The organism is Microbacterium insulae (assembly GCF_042677065.1).
In the GTDB taxonomy this organism is placed as follows: domain Bacteria; phylum Actinomycetota; class Actinomycetes; order Actinomycetales; family Microbacteriaceae; genus Microbacterium; species Microbacterium insulae.
This window is the reverse complement of record NZ_JBHTII010000002.1, coordinates 459124-477111: the sequence shown is the minus strand read 5'-3', so window position 1 is coordinate 477111 and position 17988 is coordinate 459124. Positions and strand designations below refer to the sequence as shown.

The window sequence follows — 17988 nt, the reverse complement described above, 5'->3', positions numbered from 1 at the left end:
AGAGGAAGTCATCCATGCGCAGCAGGTCACACCCCGACCCCGCCGTCCCTCGTCACCGCAGACTCGCCGTCACGGCAGCCGTCGGCGTGGTCGCTCTCGGAGCCGGCATGCTCGCCGCCGCGCCCGCCCAGGCCGCCGATCCGGTATCGATCAACCTGGTCACCATCAACGACCTCCACGGGCGACTCGAGTCGTCGTCTCCTGCGGGTGGTGTGGCCGCTCTCACGACCGTGGTCGAGCAGATCCGGGCAGCGAATCCCAACACGATCTTCGCGTCGGCCGGTGACAGCATCGGCGCCTCGACCTTCACGTCGTTCATCCAGAACGACACGCCCACCATCGACGCCCTCAATGCGGCGGGCCTCGACGTGAGCGCTGTCGGCAATCACGAGTTCGACCGCGGGTTCGCCGACCTGACGGACCGCGTGATTCCGGAATCGGACTTCCCCTGGCTCGGCGCGAACGTCTACTACGACGACGGCACCCGGGCCCTGGACCCCTGGGAGATCGTGACGGTCGCGGGCGACGTGGACGTCGCCTTCGTCGGTGCGGTCACCGAGGAGATGCCGTCACTCGTGAGCCCGGCCGGGATCGCGGGACTCGAGTTCCGCGACATCGCCACCGAGGTGAACATCGCGGCGGATGAGGCGGTCGCCGCTGGCGCGGAGATCGTCGTCGCTCTGGTGCACGAAGGCGGTTCGTCCAACCCCGCCGACGCCGGCGACCCCGCGACCCCGCTCGGTGCGATCGTCGGCGGGCTCGGCGGCGAGGTGGACATGCTCGTCACGGCTCACACGCACGCGTCGTACGCGTACGACATCGACGGCCTCCGGGTCACGCAGGCCGGGCAGTACGGTGAGCGCATCCAGAACACCGCGATCACGTACGACCGCGACACCGACGAGGTGACCTTCGCACCCACCCAGACGACCACGATGTGGAACACGACGGTCAACCCGCCGGTCCGCAATGTGACCGCCGACCTCGCCAACCCCGTCGTCTCGGCGGTGAACGACATCGTGACGGCCGCCGTCGCCTTCGCGGCGGTGGAGGGCGGCAAGTCCGTCGGGCAGATCACGGCGGACTTCCGTCGCGAGCTCCAGCCGCGCACCCCCACGGCCGACAATCCCTCGACGACCGAGGAGGCGCGAGGAGGGGAGTCGACGCTCGGCAACTTCGTCGCGGACATCCAGCTGTGGGCAGCGCAGCAGCGCTTCCCCGAGACGCAGATCGCGCTGATGAACCCCGGCGGTCTGCGCGCGAACCTGGTGTACGCGAGCAGCAACCCCAACGACCCCGACGGCAACGTCACGTATGCCGAGGCGGCCGCCGTCCAGCCCTTCGCGAACACCCTGTTCACGATGACGCTCACGGGTGCACAGCTCAAGTCCGTGCTCGAAGAGCAGTGGCAGCCCGCCGGGGCGTCGCGACCGTTCCTCAAGCTCGGGGTTTCCGAGGGACTGACCTACATCACCGACTACGACGCTCCGGCTGGTTCGCGGATCACCAACCTCGAACTGGGCGGCGTGGCCGTCGACCCGGCCGGGAACTACCGCGTCGTCACCAACTCGTTCCTGGCTGCGGGCGGAGACAACTTCCGGACGCTCGCTCAGGGCACCGAGCGCGCCGATTCGGGTCTCGTGGACCTGCAGGCGCAGGTCGACTGGTTCGCGGCGAACGGCGAGGCGACTCCGGATCTGGCTCAGCGATCGATCGGCGTCGAGCTCTCGCCGACTCCCAGCGAGAGCGGATACGAGGCGGGGTCCACGATCGACGTCTCGCTGTCGTCGCTCGACTTCACCCAGACGGCGACGCCGGCGGGAACCGTGGAGATCGCGATCGACGGCCAACCCGTGGGCTCGGCCCCGATCGACCGCTCGCTGGTCGCGCTGACCGATGAGGCCGGCCGGGCGTCGCTCACCGTGACCGTGCCCGAGGGCGTGTCGGGCGTCGTGCCACTGTCCATCACGACGCCGACGGGGACGTCGTTCGACGTGCCGATCACGGTCTTCGAGAAGGCCGAATCGGCGATCCTCGGCATCCCCGGGAAGATCCTCGTGAAGAAGGGATCGGCGCTGCCGTACACGGCCATCGTCATCGTCGACGGCGAGCGCAACCCGACCGGCACGGTGACGGTGTACGACGGCAAGAAGGTCGTCGCGACCGAGACGCTCGGGGCTAAGAGCCGCGGGATCGTCAAGATGAAGATCACCGGACTCGGGAAGGGTCTCCACCTCCTGAAGGCGACCTACTCCGGAAGCGACACCGCGCAGTCGTCGACCAGCCCGAGGATCCCGGTCCTCGTCTGGTAAACGCCAGGGAAGGCGGGGCCCCCGGAGCCGATGTCCGGGGCCCCGCCTACACTTGTCGGGTGCCAATCGTCCCCGTCGCCCTGCCCGGAAACTCCAGCGGAAAACTCAGTGTCCGGGGTGCCCGGGTGCACAATCTCAAGAACGTCGATCTCGACATCCCGCGCGATTCCCTCGTGGTCTTCACCGGTCTTTCCGGATCCGGCAAGTCGAGCCTCGCGTTCGACACGATCTTCGCCGAGGGCCAGCGTCGCTACGTCGAATCGCTAAGCGCCTACGCGCGACAGTTCCTCGGTCAGGTCGACCGTCCCGACGTCGATTTCATCGAGGGGCTGAGCCCCGCGGTGTCGATCGACCAGAAGTCCACGAACCGCAACCCTCGTTCCACGGTCGGCACGATCACCGAGATCCACGACTACATGCGTCTGCTGTGGGCCCGGATCGGCGTCCCGCACTGCCCCGAGTGCGGTGAGGTGATTCAGCGGCAGACGGTGCAGCAGATCGCCGACCAGCTCATGGAGCTGCCCGAGCGCACGCGCTATCAGATCGTGGCTCCCGTCGTGACCCAGAAGAAGGGCGAGTTCGTCGACCTCTTCAAGGAGCTCTCGGCCAAGGGCTACGCCCGAGCCGTCGTCGACGGCGAGCTCGTCCAGCTCGCCGAGCCGCCCGCGCTCAAGAAGAGCTACAAGCACGACATCGCAGTCGTCGTCGATCGCCTCGTGGCTGGCCCCGACATCTTGAGCCGGGTCACCGACTCGGTCGAGACGGCGCTCGGCCTGGCCGGCGGAGTGATGCAGGTCAACTACGTCGATCTCGAAGGCGATGACGCCTGGCAGTCGTTCTCCGAGAAGCTCGCGTGCCCGAACGGACACCCGCTGCAGCTCACCGAGATCGAGCCGCGCACCTTCTCGTTCAACGCACCCTTCGGTGCCTGCCCCGCCTGCTCGGGCCTGGGCACACGCATGTCCGTCGACGTCGACCTCATGATCGGCGACGAGGACCTCTCGATCCGCGAGGGCGTCCTCATCCCGTGGACCACGCAGGGCAAGGGACTGTTCCAGTACTACGAGCGACTGCTGGAGGGGCTGGCCGGCGATCTCGGGTTCTCACTCGACACCCCGTGGCGGATGCTGCGCGAAGAGGTTCGCGAGGCCGTGCTGCGCGGCGAGAACTACAAGGTCACGGTGCGGTGGAAGAACCGCTACGGGCGGGAGATGCGGTACTCGTCGGGCTTCGAGGGCGTGGTCCCGTACATCGAGCGCCAGTACATGCAGGCCGAGACCGACACCCAGCGTCAGCGCTGGGCCGAGTTCCTCCGCGAGGTTCCCTGCCCGGTATGCGACGGCGCCCGCCTGAAGCCCGAGGTGCTGGCGGTGCTCGTCCACGGACACTCCATCGCGGATGCCTCACGCCTGAGCCTCGCCGACGCGCAGAAGTTCTTCGCGGGGCTGAAGCTCACCGACCGCGAGGCCAAGATCGGCGCCCAGGTGCTGCGCGAGATCCGCCTGCGCTTGGACTTCCTCATCCAGGTCGGGCTCACCTACCTCAATCTCAGCCGCTCCGCCGGGTCCCTCTCGGGCGGCGAGGCGCAGCGCATCCGGCTCGCGACCCAGATCGGCTCGGGGCTGACCGGAGTCCTGTACGTGCTGGACGAGCCGTCGATCGGCCTGCATCAGCGCGACAACCGGCGCCTCATCGAGACCCTGCTCACCCTGCGCGACCTCGGCAACACGCTCATCGTCGTCGAGCACGACGAGGAGACCATCCACGCGGCCGATTGGATCGTCGACATCGGCCCGCGCGCCGGAGTCGACGGAGGCGCCGTCGTGCACTCCGGACCCCTCGACCAGCTGCTCGCCGAGGGGGAGTCGATCACCGGCGACTACCTCGCCGGCCGGCGGGAGATCCCGACGCCGAAGAAGCGCCGCAAGATCGATCGCGCCCGCAAGGTGACCGTGGTGGGCGCGCGCGAGAACAACCTGCAGAACGTGACCGTCGACTTCCCGCTCGGCGTGCTGACGGCGGTGACAGGCGTGAGCGGATCGGGCAAGTCCTCGCTCGTGAACGACATCCTCTACGAAGTGCTCGCCACCCGCCTGAACGGCGCCCGCCGCGTCGCGGGCAAGCACACGCGCGTGACCGGAACGGACGACCTCGACAAGGTCGTCCACGTCGACCAAGGACCCATCGGCAGGACCCCGCGCTCGAACCCCGCGACCTACACCGGCGTGTTCGACCGCATCCGCACGCTGTTCAGCGAGACGCCGGAGGCCAAGGCCCGGGGCTACCAGCCCGGCCGGTTCAGCTTCAACGTCAAGGGCGGTCGCTGCGAGGCGTGCTCGGGAGACGGCACGATCAAGATCGAGATGAACTTCCTGCCCGATGTCTACGTTGACTGCGAGGTGTGTCACGGCAAGCGGTACAACCGCGACACGCTCGCCGTGCACTACAAGGGCAAGAACATCGCCGAGGTCCTCGAGATGCCGATCTCGGAGGCGGCGGAGTTCTTCGAGCCGATCCAGGCGATCCACCGCTACTTGCGCACCCTCGTCGACGTGGGCCTCGGCTACGTGCGCCTGGGTCAGTCCGCGACCACGCTCTCCGGCGGTGAGGCGCAGCGCGTCAAGCTCGCGACCGAGCTCCAGCGCCGCTCGAACGGCCGGTCGATCTACGTCCTCGACGAGCCGACGACCGGACTGCACTTCGAAGACGTGCGGCGGCTGCTCGAGGTGCTGAACGGTCTGGTCGACAAGGGCAACTCGGTCATCGTGATCGAGCACAACCTCGACGTGATCAAGAACGCAGACTGGATCATCGACCTGGGTCCTGAGGGCGGCTCCGGCGGCGGGCAGATCGTGGCGACCGGGACCCCGGAGCAGGTGGCACGGGTCGAGGGCAGCCACACCGGCGCCTTCCTGGCCGAGGTCCTCGGCGGGTCCCAGGCGGTCCGCAAGGCCGGCTGAGCCCATGGCGCGATCCACGCCCACCGTCTCGTACAAGCCGAAGCCGGGCGAGATACCGACCAATCCCGGGGTCTATCGCTTCCGAGATTCCGACGGGCGCGTGCTCTACGTCGGCAAGGCGAAGAATCTCCGTGCGCGTCTGTCCAACTACTTCGCTCCACTGCACACCCTCCACGAGCGCACGCGCCGCATGGTCACCACTGCGGCATCCGTGGAGTGGACGGTGGTCGCCAGCGACGTGGACTCGCTGCAGCTGGAGTACATGTGGATCAAGGAGTTCGATCCGCCGTTCAACGTCCGCTACCGCGACGACAAGTCCTACCCGTTCATGGCGATCACTCTCGCCGACGAGGCGCCGCGGGTGATCGTGACCCGCAATCGGCGAATCAAGGGCGCCAAGTACTTCGGCCCGTACCCGAAGGTGTGGGCGGTGCACGACACGATCGACCTGATGATCAAGGTCTTCCCGATCCGCACGTGCAGTGACTCGTCCTACAAGAAGGCGATGGCCTCCGGCCGGCCGTGCTTCCCCGGTCAGATCGGCCGATGCGGCGGCCCCTGCTCGATGAAGGTCTCGATCGAGGAGCACCGCGCGATCGTCGAGGATTTCGTCGCCTTCATGTCGGGCGGCGATCAGCGTTTCACGCGCGAGCTGACGGCCCGCATGCGGGAGGCGTCCGCCGCGATGGACTACGAGGCCGCCGCGGTCTACCGTGATCGTCTCCAGGCGATCGACGCGGTCCTCAACAAGAGTGCCCTCGTCCTGGCCGCCGACACCGACGCCGACCTCTTCGGCATCGCCGAGGACGAACTCGCCGCTGCCGTGCAGCACTTCGTCATCCGCGGCGGGCGGGTGCGTGGTGTTCGCGCGACGACGATCGAGAAGGAGCTCGACATCTCGGGCGGCGACCTGGTCGATCAGGTGCTGCAGCGCACCTACGGCAACGCGGCCGGGCCAGACATCCCTCGTCAGGTCCTCGTTCCCGCGATGCCCGACGACGCCGCCGACCTGGAGGAATGGCTGCGCGGGCGACGCGGCAAGTCCGTCACGATCCAGATCGCACAGCGCGGACGCAAGGCCGAGCTGATGCGGACGGCCTCGCTCAATGCGCAGCAGGCGCTCATGCTGCACAAGACACGGCGGACGAGCGACTACATCGCGCGGACGCAAGCACTGACCGACCTCCAGGAGGCGCTCGATCTCGCGGAGGCTCCCCTGCGCATCGAGTGCTTCGACGTCTCGCACCTCGGGGGCACGAACGTCGTCGCCTCGATGGTGGTGTTCGAGGACGGTCTCCCGCGGAAGGACCAGTACCGGTCCTTCAAGATCGAGGAGACGACCGACGACACCGACTCGCTGCGCCAGGTGCTCGCGAGACGGCTGGCCTATCTCGATCGGCCGGAGGAGCCGCCCGCGCAGCCCGAACCGACCGACGACGGGGAAGTCGTCACCGAGCGCCGCCGCGCGCGGTTCGCTTACCGTCCTCAGCTGCTCGTCGTGGACGGCGGGAAGCCTCAGGTCGAAGCGGCCGCGCGCGCGCTGCGCGAGGCTGGGCACGAGGAGATCGCCCTGTGCGGGATCGCGAAGCGGCTCGAGGAGGTGTGGCTGCCGGGGGAGGAGTACCCGGTGATCCTTCCGCGCACCTCCGAGGCCCTCTATCTGCTTCAGCGGCTCCGCGACGAGGCGCACCGGTTCGCGATCACCCATCAGCGCAAGCGGCGCCGTCGCGACATCCAGAGTGTGCTGGCCGAAGTGCCGGGGCTCGGCGAGGCACGCATCAAGGCCCTCCTGCGGCATTTCGGATCGGTCGCCGCGTTGCGCACCGCGACGCCGGAGCAGATCGCGCAGCTGCCGGGAGTAGGTCCCAAGCTGGCGGCGTCGATCCATTCGCATCTCGCCGGTGGGTAGGCTGGTCCCGACGTCGGGGGTGGTCATGGTCGAGGCGGAGCGCCGCGAAGCGGGCGAGGTTCTCATCGTGACGGGCATGTCGGGAGCGGGGCGGTCCACCGCGGCCAACGCCCTCGAGGACCTCGACTGGTACGTCGTGGACAATCTTCCCCCGCAGATGCTGCGTCCGCTGCTCGACCTCACCGAGATCGCCGCGGGCGCCCTGCCTCGCGTGGCGGTCGTCGTCGATGTGCGCGGGCGCGACCTGTTCGCCGACCTCCCCGACGCGATGCGGGCCCTGCGCGAGCGGCGTCAGATCCGGCTGATGTTCCTGGATGCCGCGGACGACGTGCTCGTGCGCCGGTTCGAGGCCGTGCGGCGTCCGCATCCGCTGCAGGGCGACGGCACGATCCTCGACGGCATCCGCCTCGAGCGTGAGCGCCTCGCCGCCGTGCGCGAAAGCGCGGACGTGATCATCGACACGTCGCGCTTCAATATCCACCAGCTCGCGACCCAGATCACGGAGCTGTTCACCGATCCCGCCGCCGCGCGGCACATCGTGACACTCCTGAGCTTCGGCTTCAAGTACGGACTCCCTCCCGATGCCGACCTCGTCGCCGACATGCGCTTCCTTCCGAACCCGTTCTGGAACGAGGATCTGCGCGCCCTCACGGGCGAGGACGACTCGGTGCGCGACTTCGTGCTCGCTCAGCAGGGTGCGCGGGAATTCGTGGATGCCTACGCCGCCGCCCTCCAACCGGTGCTGGAGGGGTATCAGCGCGAGAACAAGCGCCACTCCGTGGTGGCGGTCGGGTGCACCGGCGGCAAGCATCGCTCCGTCGTGATGGTGCGGGAGCTGGCAGACCGTCTCGCCGCGATTCCCGGAGTGGCGGTGCGGGTCAAGCACCGCGACCTCGGCCGGGAATGAGATGCTCCGCACGCGTGTCCGCACGCGACTAGGCTGGAGCGTCGTTCCCACCGATCTGAAGAAGGAGTCCCGTGTCGCTCACCGCTGACGTGAAGGCCGAGCTGATCACTGTGCGCGACCCGCGCCCGACGGCCCGCGTGGCTGAGCTCACCTCCCTCTTGCGGTTCTCGGGCGGTCTCCACTCCATCGCGAACCGCGTCGCCGTGGAGGCCGAGCTCGACTCCGACCAGCTCGCGCGCCGCACCGCCCGCGACCTCGTCGAGCTGTACAGCGTGCGCCCCGAGCTCGTCCACGTCCAGGGATCGGGTGGTCGGAGCGCGGGCCACTACGCCGTGCGCGTCATCGAGGGCGGGGAGACGCTCGCGCGGCAGACCGGCCTCCTCGACCAGCGTCGGCGTCCCGTGCGCGGCCTTCCGAACAAGCTCACGACCGGTTCGCGCGCGGACCTCGCCGCCATCTGGCGCGGCGCGTTCCTCGCGGCGGGGTCGCTGTCGGAGCCCGGACGGTCGGCTGCGCTCGAGATCACGTGCCCGTCCTCGGAGGCGGCGATGGCGCTGGTCGGAGCCGCGCATCGCCTCGGCATCCCGGGGAAGGCCCGCGAGGTGCGTGGCGTTCCGCGAGTCGTCGTCCGCGAGGGCGAGGCGATCCGCGCCGCGCTGGCGGCGATGGGCGCGGCGAAGGCCGCCGCCGAGTGGGATCAGCTCCGCCAGCGCCGTGAAGTGCGTGCGGGCGTGAACCGGCTCGTCAACTTCGACGACGCGAACCTCCGCCGGTCGGCGCAGGCCGCGGTCGCCGCGTGCGCGCGCGTCGAGCGCGCTCTCGAGATCCTCGGGGACGAGGTGCCGGACCACCTGCGCGAGGCGGGGGATCTCCGTCTGGCGCACCGCGACGCGAGCCTCGACGAGCTGGGCCACCATGCGGACCCTCCCCTCACGAAGGATGCCGTGGCCGGGCGCATCCGCCGTCTTCTCGCGATGGCCGACAAGAAGGCCGAAGCGGAGGGCGTCCCGGGCACCGAATCCGCGGTGCCCGCCGGCATGGAGGACTGAGCCGCTCAGTCGATCCGGACCGCGGCTCCCGAGACGGTGATGCCACCCGCCACGGGGATGTCCACGTCGAGGACTCCCGGCCGACCGACGTGGCGTCCCTGCCGGATGCGCACGCGAGCCGGCGGCGAGACGGCTCCGGTCGCGCGGAGGTAGGCGCCGGTTGCGGCTGCGGCCGCTCCGGTGGCCGGATCCTCGCTCAGGGTCCCCACGGGGAAGACGTTGCGGGCCTCCCACTCCGACAGTGCGCGCTCGTGCAGCACGATGATCGTCGCGGGCCAGCCCGCGGCATCCATCAGCGCCCGCGCGGCGACCGGATCGAATCCGAACCCGTCGAACACCGCCGGGTCCTCCACCACGAGGAGCGGGTGCGGATTCCCCGCGAACGCGAGGCGGGGCGGATGCCCGGGATCCAGGTCCGATGCCGACAGCCCGAGGAGCGCGAGCACCGCCTCGAGCGCGTCGGCGGGGAGCACCTCGACCCACGGCTCGACGCTCGTGAACGACGCCGTGCGTCCGCCGGCGGCGGAGGTCGTGCTGATCTCGACGGGACCGACCGGGGTCGAGAAGGTGAACACACCGTCACCGAGCTCATCCGCGAGGGCGACGGCGGTGGCGATCGTCGCGTGGCCGCAGAACGGGACCTCGGCGATGGGGGAGAAGTAGCGGATGTCGCGCGCGCGGCCGACGCCGGAGACGAACGCCGTCTCGGCATAGCCGACCTCCGCCGCGATCCGCTGCATCTCGGGCACGGCGAGCGTATCGGCGGCGAGGACGACGCCCGCCGGATTGCCGCCGTCGGGGTCGGCGGAGAACGCCGCCCATCGCTGGATCCGCGGTCGCTGCACGGCCCGATCGTAGCGCGACGCAGCGCACCGACACAGCGGCGCGATAGTTGCCGTCGTCGCGGGAAGCAACCCCCTCCTCGCGGTGTTGGTGCTCAGTAGGATGAACCCGTCACCCTCGCTGCGCCGGGGATCTCGGCGCGCGCCGACAGGAAGAAGAGAACATGGCGAAGTACACCCTGCCCGACCTGCCCTACGACTACGCCGCCCTGGAACCGCACATCAGCGGCAAGATCATGGAGCTGCACCACAGCAAGCACCACCAGGCGTACGTGACCGGTGCCAACACCGCACTCGAGCAGCTCGCGGAGGCGCGCGAGAGCGGCAACCTCGCGAACGTGAACAAGCTCGAGAAGGACCTCGCGTTCAATCTCGGCGGGCACGTGAACCACTCGATCTTCTGGACCAACCTCTCACCCGAGGGCGGGGGCGAGCCCGAGGGAGAGCTGCGCGCGGCCATCGACGAGTTCTTCGGCGGCTTCGACAAGTTCCAGGCGCACTTCACGGCCGCAGCAACGGGCATCCAGGGCTCGGGCTGGGCCGTCCTCAGCTGGGACCCGATCGGCGAGCAGCTCATCATCCAGCAGCTGTTCGACCAGCAGAGCAACACCGCGCAGGGCACGATCCCGGTGTTCCAGCTCGACATGTGGGAGCACGCCTTCTACCTCGATTACCTCAACGTCAAGGCCGACTACGTCAAGGCGGTCTGGAACATCGCCGACTGGCAGAACGTCGCCGAGCGCCTCGACGCTGCCCGTGAGAAGACCTCGGGCCTGCTGGTACTGTCATAGCAAGCGGGCGTCCCGGCGGGACTCCCGCCGGGACGCCGTTGTCCGCTCTCTGAACCGCACCAAACCGCGCGCTCGCGCACGACACATCTCAGGAGAAATTCCGTGGCTGTCAAGATCGGCATCAACGGCTTCGGCCGCATCGGACGCAACTTCCTTCGCGCGGCTCTCGCGCAGGGGGCGGACCTCGACATCGTGGCGGTGAACGACCTCACCGACAACAAGACCCTCGCGCACCTGCTCAAGTACGACTCCGTGGGCGGCGTGCTCGCAGAGGACGTCTCGTACACGGCGGACTCGATCACCGTCGGCGACAAGACCATCAAGGTCTTCGAGGAGCGCGACCCCGCCAACCTCCCGTGGGGTGAGCTCGGCGTCGACATCGTCATCGAGTCGACCGGCCGCTTCACCAAGGCCGAGGACGCCAAGAAGCACATCGCGGGCGGCGCCAAGAAGGTCCTCATCTCCGCGCCGGCCACCGGCGACGACGTCACCGTCGTGATGGGCGTGAACGAGGGGGATTACGACCCCGCCAACCACGTCATCATCTCGAACGCCTCGTGCACCACCAACTGCCTCGCGCCTCTGGCCAAGGTCTTCAACGACGCGTTCGGCATCGAGCGCGGCTTCATGATGACGGCGCACGCCTACACGGCCGACCAGAACCTCCAGGACGGTCCGCACAGCGACCTGCGCCGCGCTCGGGGCGCCGCGATCAACATCGTCCCGGCCTCGACCGGAGCCGCCAAGGCCATCGGCCACGTTCTTCCGGAGCTCAACGGCAAGCTGAGCGGGTCGTCCTACCGCGTTCCCGTGCCCACCGGTTCGATCGTCGACCTGACCATCGTGACCCCGGCCGAGGGTTTGACCGCCGAGCAGGTCAACGCCGTCTACAAGGAGGCTGCCGCCGAGGGTCGGCTTGCGGGCTACCTCCAGTACACCGAGGACCCGATCGTCTCGAGCGACATCCAGGGAAACCCGCACTCCTCGATCTTCGACGCCGAACTGACCAACGTCAGCGGCAACCTGGTCAAGGTCTCGGCCTGGTACGACAACGAGTGGGGCTATTCGAACCGACTCGTCGACCTCACCGAGTACGTCGCCGAGCGCCTGTAACGCCGATCATGGCTCTGCGCACCCTCGAGTCCCTGGGTTCGCTGGCCGGCAAGCGCGTCATCGTCCGTGCTGACCTGAACGTCCCCCTGAAGGACGGCGTCATCACGGACGATGGCCGTGTGCGGGCCACGCTCCCCACGCTGAATCGTCTGATCAACGACGGCGCCCGCGTCGTCGTGTGCTCCCACCTCGGCCGCCCCGACGGCGCGCCGGATGACAAGTACAGTCTCGCCCCGGTGGCGCAGCGGCTGTCCGAGCTCCTCGGCAAGCCGGTCGCCTTCGCACGTGACACGGTGGGGGAGTCGGCGCACGAAGCCGTCTCCGCCCTCGAGGACGGCGACGTCGCGGTGATCGAGAACCTCCGCTTCAACCCCGGCGAGACCGCGAAGGACGACGCGGCGCGTCGCGCCTTCGCCGAGGAGCTCGCGGGTCTCGGGGATGTCCTCGTCTCGGACGGCTTCGGCGTCGTCCACCGCAAGCAGGCGTCCGTCTACGATCTCGCGCAGATCCTGCCCTCCGCGGCGGGCACGCTCATCGAGAAGGAACTGGACGTCCTCGACCGCCTGACGGAGAACCCCGAGCGGCCGTACACGGTCGTCCTGGGCGGGTCGAAGGTGAGCGACAAGCTCGGCGTGATCGAGCACCTCCTGCCGCGCGCCGACAAGATCCTCGTCGGCGGAGGGATGCTGTTCACCTTCCTGGCCGCCAAGGGGTATCGCGTCGGCAAGTCGCTCCTGGAGGCAGACCAGATCGACACCGTCACGCGCTACATGACGACGGCGCAGGAGAACGGGGTCGAGCTGCTCCTCCCGGTGGATGCCGTGATGGCCGCGTCCTTCAGCGCAGACGCCGAGCACGTCGTCGCCCCCGCCGATGCGCTCGAGGAGACTCCGTTCGGCGACACCGGCATCGGGCTCGACATCGGCCCCGAGACCGCCGCGCGGTTCGCTGAGGCGGTGCGCGGATCCAAGACGGTCTTCTGGAACGGCCCGATGGGCGTCTTCGAGATGGCGGCATTCGCCGCCGGTACGAGAGAGGTCGCCGAAGCCCTCACCGAGGTCGACGGACTCTCGGTCGTCGGCGGAGGGGACTCGGCAGCCGCCGTCCGTCAGCTCGGCTTCGCGGACGACCGGTTCGGGCACATCTCGACCGGAGGGGGCGCGAGCCTCGAGTTCCTGGAAGGCAAGAAGCTCCCCGGACTGGAGGTCCTCGGATGGCAGGCATGACCCGCACCCCGCTCATCGCCGGCAACTGGAAGATGAACCTCGACCACCTGCAGGCGGTCGCGTTCGTCCAGAAGCTGCACTGGACCCTCAAGGACGCCAAGCACGAGGACGGCTCGGTCGAGGTGGCGGTGTTCCCGCCGTTCACCGATCTGCGCACGGTCCAGACGCTGCTCGACGCGGACAAGATCCCGTTCGCGCTCGGCGCTCAGGATCTGTCGGCGCACGACTCCGGCGCTTACACCGGCGAGGTGTCGGGAGCTTTCCTGGCGAAGCTCGCCAACCGCTACGTCATCATCGGGCACTCCGAGCGTCGCCAGTACCACGCCGAGACCGACGAGGTCGTGGCGGCGAAGGTGAAGGCCGCACTGCGCCACGGGCTCGTCCCGGTCATCTGCGTCGGCGAGACGCTGGAGCAGCGTGAGGAGTCGGGCCCGACCGCGGTCTCGGTGGCACAGCTGAGAGTGGCGCTCGACGGCGTGCCCGCCGACGCCGAGATCGTCGTGGCGTACGAGCCGGTCTGGGCGATCGGCACCGGACAGGTCGCCTCGCCCGAGCAGGCCCAGGAGGTGTGCGCCGCCGTGCGCGGCGTGATCGCCGAGAAGCTGGGCGACGAGGCGGCCGCACGCACGCGCGTCCTGTACGGCGGATCGGTCAAGGCGGCGAACATCGCGAGCTTCATGCGGGAGCCCGATGTGGACGGCGCGCTCGTCGGCGGAGCGAGCCTCGTCGTGGACGAGTTCGCCGCCATCATCCGGTACCAGAAGCACGTGGGCGTCTGACCGGTATACTCGACCCTTGTGCGATCGGCGGATCGCGGCGAAAGGCTTCAACGACTGTGCAGATCCTCGAGTTCGTCCTGCAGGTGCTCCTCGGTATCACGAGCCTCCTGCTGACCCTCCTCATCCTGCTCCACAAGGGGCGCGGCGGCGGCCTGTCCGACATGTTCGGCGGCGGCATGACGTCCGCCCTCGGCTCGTCGGGCCTCGCTGAGCGCAACCTCAACCGGTTCACGGTGATCCTCGCCCTCGCGTGGTTCGTCGCCATCGTGGCGCTCGGCCTCATCACGAAGTTCCAGGCGCTCTGATGGCGACCGGAGGCAACGCGATCCGCGGCACCCGCGTCGGTGCCGGGCCGATGGGGGAGCAGGACCACGGCTTCCACGCAGACCGCATCGCGATCTCGTACTGGGACGCGCTCGGAAACGAGACCGTGCGGTACTTCGCCGCGGGAATCCCCGAAGAGGAGATCCCCGAGACGATCGACTCCCCGCACTCCGGTCTTCCCGCGGGCCGTGACAAGGAGAACCCGCCCGCCGTTGCGAAGACCGAGCCGTACAAGACCCACCTCGCCTACGTGAAGGAGCGCCGCACAGAGGAAGAGGCCGACGCCCTCCTCGACGATGCGCTCAAGCAACTCCGTGAGCGCCGCGGTCAGGACTGACGACACCACAAGCGACAGAAGAGCGGATGCCGAGGCATCCGCTCTTCTCGTGTCAGCAGTCGCCTCAGTACTCGCGGTCGATGAGCTCGGGCGGCACGTTGGCCGCCGCAGCGAGATCGATGAAGAACACGGTGCGCTTGCGGCCCTTCGCACCCGCCGCGGGCACGCTCGCGTAGCTCGCGCCGGCGAGCGCGAGTCCGAGCGCGGACGCCTTGTCGGTCCCGGCCAGCACCATCCAGACGCGCTTGGAGCTGTTGATCACCGGACGCGTCATCGAGATGCGCGACGGCGGGGGCTTGGGGGAGTCTCGCACCGCCACGACCGCCCGGTCGGTGATGAGGATCTCCGGGCGATCCGGGAAAAGGGAGGCGATGTGCCCGTCGGGGCCGACGCCGAGGAAGCAGACGTCGAACGACGGCCAGGGACCGTCGACGCCGGCGAAGCGTGCCAGCTCCGCGGCGTACGCCTCTGCCGCGGCATCCAGTTCGAGGCCGTCGTCGCTGGCCGCGGGCGCGTGGATGTTCGCGGCGGGGAGCCCGAGGGAGTCCAGCAGTGCGGTGCGCGCCTGCTGATCGTTGCGGTCGGGATGCCCGGCCGGAACGAAGCGTTCGTCGCTCCACCAGAAGTGCACCCGCGACCAGTCGATGCGCTCGACGCGCGGGCTCTTCGCAGCGGCGGCGAGCACGGCCGAACCCATGGAGCCGCCGGTGAGCGACACGTGCGCGGGCTTGCCCTCGTCGACACGCTTCGCGATGCGACTGAGGAACCGCGCGGCCACCGAGTCGGCGAGGCTCGAGGGATCGGGACTGATGACGACGCGCTTCTCGGCCCAGGCCTCAACCATCGCGGTCACTCACCATACGACTCGCTCATGCGTCATGCGTCCTGCGTCTCCTTCGTCGCCGGAGGGTCGAGCAGCTCCCAGCCCTCCGTGATCACTCGACCATACAGGACGTCCGGGTCGAGGCGCCGAAGCTCCTCGGCCAGGCACTCGCGCAGCGTCCGGCGGGGGAAAGCGAGTTCGTGGCTCGGCTGTCCGGGCTGCGTCAGGATCGCCGACCCGGCGGTGGGGCGCTCCAGCAGGACCTCGCCGCCCTCGCGGACGAGACTGACGGACTTGATGCCGTGCGGCCACTCCTCGGGGTCGAGATATCCCCAGTCGACCGGCACGTCGAGCGCCAGACGCAGCCAGGCCGCGAGCAGCGCCGTGGAGGGCGAGTCGGATGCCCCGCGCACGCGGACGCCCGTCACGGGCTCGTACGGCGGCTGATCGAGGATCGCGGCGAGCTGCTCGCGCCAGCGCGTGAGCCGCGTCCACGCGAGGTCGGTGTCGCCGGGTGCGTAGTGCTCGCCGAGGGACGCGACCCACGCCGACGGATCTGACTTGGTGGCGGCATCCGTGATCCGTCGCTGGGCGATGCGCCCGATCGAGGTCTCCGAGGGGTTCGCAGGCGTGCGGTTGGGCCACCACACGACCACGGGCGCGTCGGGGAGCAGCAGACCGGTCACGAGGGACTCGAGGTTGGATCGCCCGGCTTCGCCGGTGATGCGGAGGGTGACGACCTCGCTCGCGCCCGCATCGCCGCCGACGCGGATCTGGGCGTCGAGCCGCGAATCGGACTCCTCGGCGTTGCCGATGAGGAGCACGATGACCCTCATCGGATGCTCCCGCGACGCGTCGTTGGCGGCCTCGATGACCTCCTCCATGGCGCCTTCGCGGGTCATGATCACCAGGGTGAGCACGCGGCCGAGCGCCACGGCGCCGCCCTCTTCGCGCACGCTCACGAGAGCGCGCGAGATCTTGCTGACGTTCGTGTCGGGAAGGTCGACGATCATGGGCGCCTCCAGGTGCGGCCGTCGCGGGCGAGCATCTCGTCCGCCGACGCCGGGCCCCAGGATCCCGGCGAGTACTGTTCGAGAGGACCGCCCTGCTCGGTCCAGAACTCCTCGATGGGATCGAGGATCTTCCAGGAGAGCTCCACTTCCTCGTGACGCGGGAAGAGCGGCGGATCGCCGAGCAGCACGTCGAGGATGAGGCGCTCGTACGCCTCGGGGCTCGCCTCGGTGAAGGCGTGCCCGTAACCGAAGTCCATCGTCACATCGCGAACCTGAGCGCCCGCGCCCGGAACCTTGGAGCCGAAGCGGATCGTGACGCCCTCGTCGGGCTGGACGCGGATCACGAGGGCGTTCTGGCCCTGCCCGGAGGTCTGACTGCGAGAGAACAGCAGCTCGGGCGCGCGCTTGAACACCACGGCGATCTCGGTCACGCGGCGACCGAGCCGCTTCCCGGTGCGCAGGTAGAACGGCACACCGGCCCAGCGACGCGTGTTCACCTCGAGCGTGATGGCCGCGTACGTCTCGGTCGTGGACTGAGGGTCCATGCCGTCTTCTTCGAGGAACCCGAGGACCTTCTCCCCACCCTGCCAGCCGCCGGCGTACTGCCCGCGAGCCGTGGAGCGCGAGAGGTCGTCGGGGAGCGTGACGGCGGCGAGGACCTTCTCCTTCTCGGCGCGCAGGTGTTTCGCGTCGAAGGAGATGGGCTCCTCCATCGCGGTGAGCGCCATGAGCTGGAGCAGGTGGTTCTGGATGACGTCGCGCGCGGCGCCGATGCCGTCGTAGTAGCCGGCGCGTCCGCCTACGCCGATGTCCTCGGCCATCGTGATCTGCACGTGGTCGACGTAGTTGCGATTCCAGATCGGCTCGTACAGCTCGTTCGCGAAGCGCAGCGCCAGGATGTTCTGGACCGTCTCCTTGCCGAGGTAGTGGTCGATCCGGAAGATCGAGTCCGTCGGGAAGGTCGAGCGGAGGGCGTCGTTCAGCGCCTGCGCCGACGCGAGGTCGTGGCCGAAGGGCTTCTCGATCACGACGCGCCGCCACCGGTCCGGCTGATCGGCCGTGTCGTCGACGAGTCCCGAGGCGCGCAGCTGCTCGGCGACGAGGGCGAAGTCCTTGGGCGGGATCGACAGGTAGTACGCGTGATTCCCCATCGTGCCGCGCTCGACGTCGAGCTTGTCCACCGTCTCGCGCAGACGCCGGAACGCCTCGGGGTCGCCGAACTCGCCCGAGACGAACCGGATGCCCTGCAGGAGCTGCTGCCACGTCTCGTCGCGGAACTCCGTCCTCGCGTGCTGCCGGACGGCGTCGTGGACGACCTCCGCGAAGTCCTGGTCCTCCCAGTCGCGGCGCGCGAAGCCCACCAGGGCGAACCCGGGAGGGAGCAGGCCGCGGTTGGCCAGATCGTAGACGGCCGGCATGAGCTTCTTGCGCGAGAGGTCGCCCGTCACACCGAAGATCACGAGAGCGCTGGGTCCGGCGATCCGATTGAGACGGCGATCCTCGGGATCGCGCAGCGGGTTGTGCCCGCGCGAGATCTCGACGCCGCGGCCCCGCGCGGCGCGACTCGATCCAGGGGTGTCCTGAACAGTCATCGAAGGGGTGA

The 17988-nt window shown here is 69.1% G+C and carries 15 protein-coding genes; 11 read left to right on the top strand and 4 right to left on the bottom strand.

Annotated elements, in window-relative coordinates:
• The first annotated feature begins 14 nt into the window (after positions 1-14).
• The 5 genes from ACFQ0P_RS14880 to whiA all read left to right on the top strand — a co-directional run bounded on the left by ACFQ0P_RS14880 (position 15) and on the right by whiA (position 9137).
• On the top strand, positions 15-2312 hold the full coding sequence (locus ACFQ0P_RS14880) for a 5'-nucleotidase C-terminal domain-containing protein (RefSeq protein ID WP_204979427.1): 2298 nt from the start codon (positions 15-17) through the stop codon (positions 2310-2312).
• Between the two features lie 59 nt (positions 2313-2371).
• On the top strand, positions 2372-5272 hold the full coding sequence (gene uvrA / locus ACFQ0P_RS14875) for an excinuclease ABC subunit UvrA (protein ID WP_204979426.1): 2901 nt from the start codon (positions 2372-2374) through the stop codon (positions 5270-5272).
• Between the two features lie 4 nt (positions 5273-5276).
• On the top strand, positions 5277-7181 hold the full coding sequence (gene uvrC / locus ACFQ0P_RS14870; RefSeq protein WP_204979425.1) for an excinuclease ABC subunit UvrC: 1905 nt from the start codon (positions 5277-5279) through the stop codon (positions 7179-7181).
• 25 nt (positions 7182-7206) lie between these two features.
• Positions 7207-8088, top strand: coding sequence for an RNase adapter RapZ (gene rapZ / locus ACFQ0P_RS14865; protein WP_204981436.1), 882 nt, complete (start codon positions 7207-7209; stop codon positions 8086-8088).
• A gap of 71 nt (positions 8089-8159) precedes the next feature.
• Entirely contained in the window at positions 8160-9137 is a 978-nt protein-coding gene (whiA, locus tag ACFQ0P_RS14860) for a DNA-binding protein WhiA (RefSeq protein ID WP_204979424.1), read from the top strand.
• Between the two features lie 5 nt (positions 9138-9142).
• Here the strand turns inward: whiA and ACFQ0P_RS14855 are convergent, their stop codons facing one another.
• A complete protein-coding gene (locus tag ACFQ0P_RS14855) occupies positions 9143-9982 on the bottom strand; it encodes a PhzF family phenazine biosynthesis protein (protein ID WP_204979423.1) in 840 nt (279 codons plus the stop codon).
• A gap of 161 nt (positions 9983-10143) precedes the next feature.
• On the opposite strand from ACFQ0P_RS14855, the gene ACFQ0P_RS14850 reads away from it, so the two are divergent.
• The 6 genes from ACFQ0P_RS14850 to ACFQ0P_RS14825 all read left to right on the top strand — a co-directional run bounded on the left by ACFQ0P_RS14850 (position 10144) and on the right by ACFQ0P_RS14825 (position 14549).
• Positions 10144-10770: a superoxide dismutase gene (locus ACFQ0P_RS14850; protein WP_204979422.1), complete on the top strand. Its 627-nt coding sequence runs from the start codon at positions 10144-10146 to the stop codon at positions 10768-10770.
• A 102-nt stretch (positions 10771-10872) separates the two neighbouring features.
• The gene (gene gap, locus ACFQ0P_RS14845; RefSeq protein ID WP_204979421.1) at positions 10873-11883 is read left to right on the top strand and encodes a type I glyceraldehyde-3-phosphate dehydrogenase; all 1011 of its coding nucleotides are present in this window, start codon (positions 10873-10875) and stop codon (positions 11881-11883) included.
• 8 nt (positions 11884-11891) lie between these two features.
• Positions 11892-13109, top strand: a complete 1218-nt coding sequence (locus tag ACFQ0P_RS14840; RefSeq protein ID WP_204979420.1) for a phosphoglycerate kinase — start codon at positions 11892-11894, stop codon at positions 13107-13109.
• Positions 13097-13888 carry a triose-phosphate isomerase gene (gene tpiA, locus ACFQ0P_RS14835; RefSeq protein ID WP_204979419.1) on the top strand — a complete coding sequence of 264 codons (792 nt, stop codon included), beginning with the start codon at positions 13097-13099 and terminating at the stop codon, positions 13886-13888. Before ACFQ0P_RS14840 ends, tpiA begins: the two co-directional genes overlap by 13 nt.
• A 56-nt stretch (positions 13889-13944) precedes the next feature.
• Positions 13945-14193, top strand: a complete 249-nt coding sequence (gene secG / locus ACFQ0P_RS14830) for a preprotein translocase subunit SecG (protein WP_204979418.1) — start codon at positions 13945-13947, stop codon at positions 14191-14193.
• Positions 14193-14549 (top strand): RNA polymerase-binding protein RbpA, encoded by a 357-nt coding sequence (locus tag ACFQ0P_RS14825; protein WP_204979417.1) that lies wholly within the window; start codon positions 14193-14195, stop codon positions 14547-14549. The genes secG and ACFQ0P_RS14825 overlap by 1 nt, the downstream gene beginning before the upstream one ends.
• A 64-nt stretch (positions 14550-14613) precedes the next feature.
• Here the strand turns inward: ACFQ0P_RS14825 and pgl are convergent, their stop codons facing one another.
• Genes pgl through zwf form a run of 3 tightly spaced genes read right to left on the bottom strand, consistent with a single transcriptional unit; the run spans position 14614 to position 17977 of the window.
• Complete coding sequence (gene pgl / locus ACFQ0P_RS14820) at positions 14614-15393, bottom strand: 6-phosphogluconolactonase (protein WP_204981435.1); 780 nt, start codon at positions 15391-15393, stop codon at positions 14614-14616.
• A gap of 32 nt (positions 15394-15425) precedes the next feature.
• Positions 15426-16385 carry a glucose-6-phosphate dehydrogenase assembly protein OpcA gene (locus ACFQ0P_RS14815; protein WP_204979416.1) on the bottom strand — a complete coding sequence of 320 codons (960 nt, stop codon included), beginning with the start codon at positions 16383-16385 and terminating at the stop codon, positions 15426-15428.
• A complete protein-coding gene (gene zwf, locus ACFQ0P_RS14810) occupies positions 16382-17977 on the bottom strand; it encodes a glucose-6-phosphate dehydrogenase (RefSeq protein WP_204979415.1) in 1596 nt (531 codons plus the stop codon). Before zwf ends, ACFQ0P_RS14815 begins: the two co-directional genes overlap by 4 nt.
• Positions 17978-17988 lie beyond the last annotated feature (11 nt).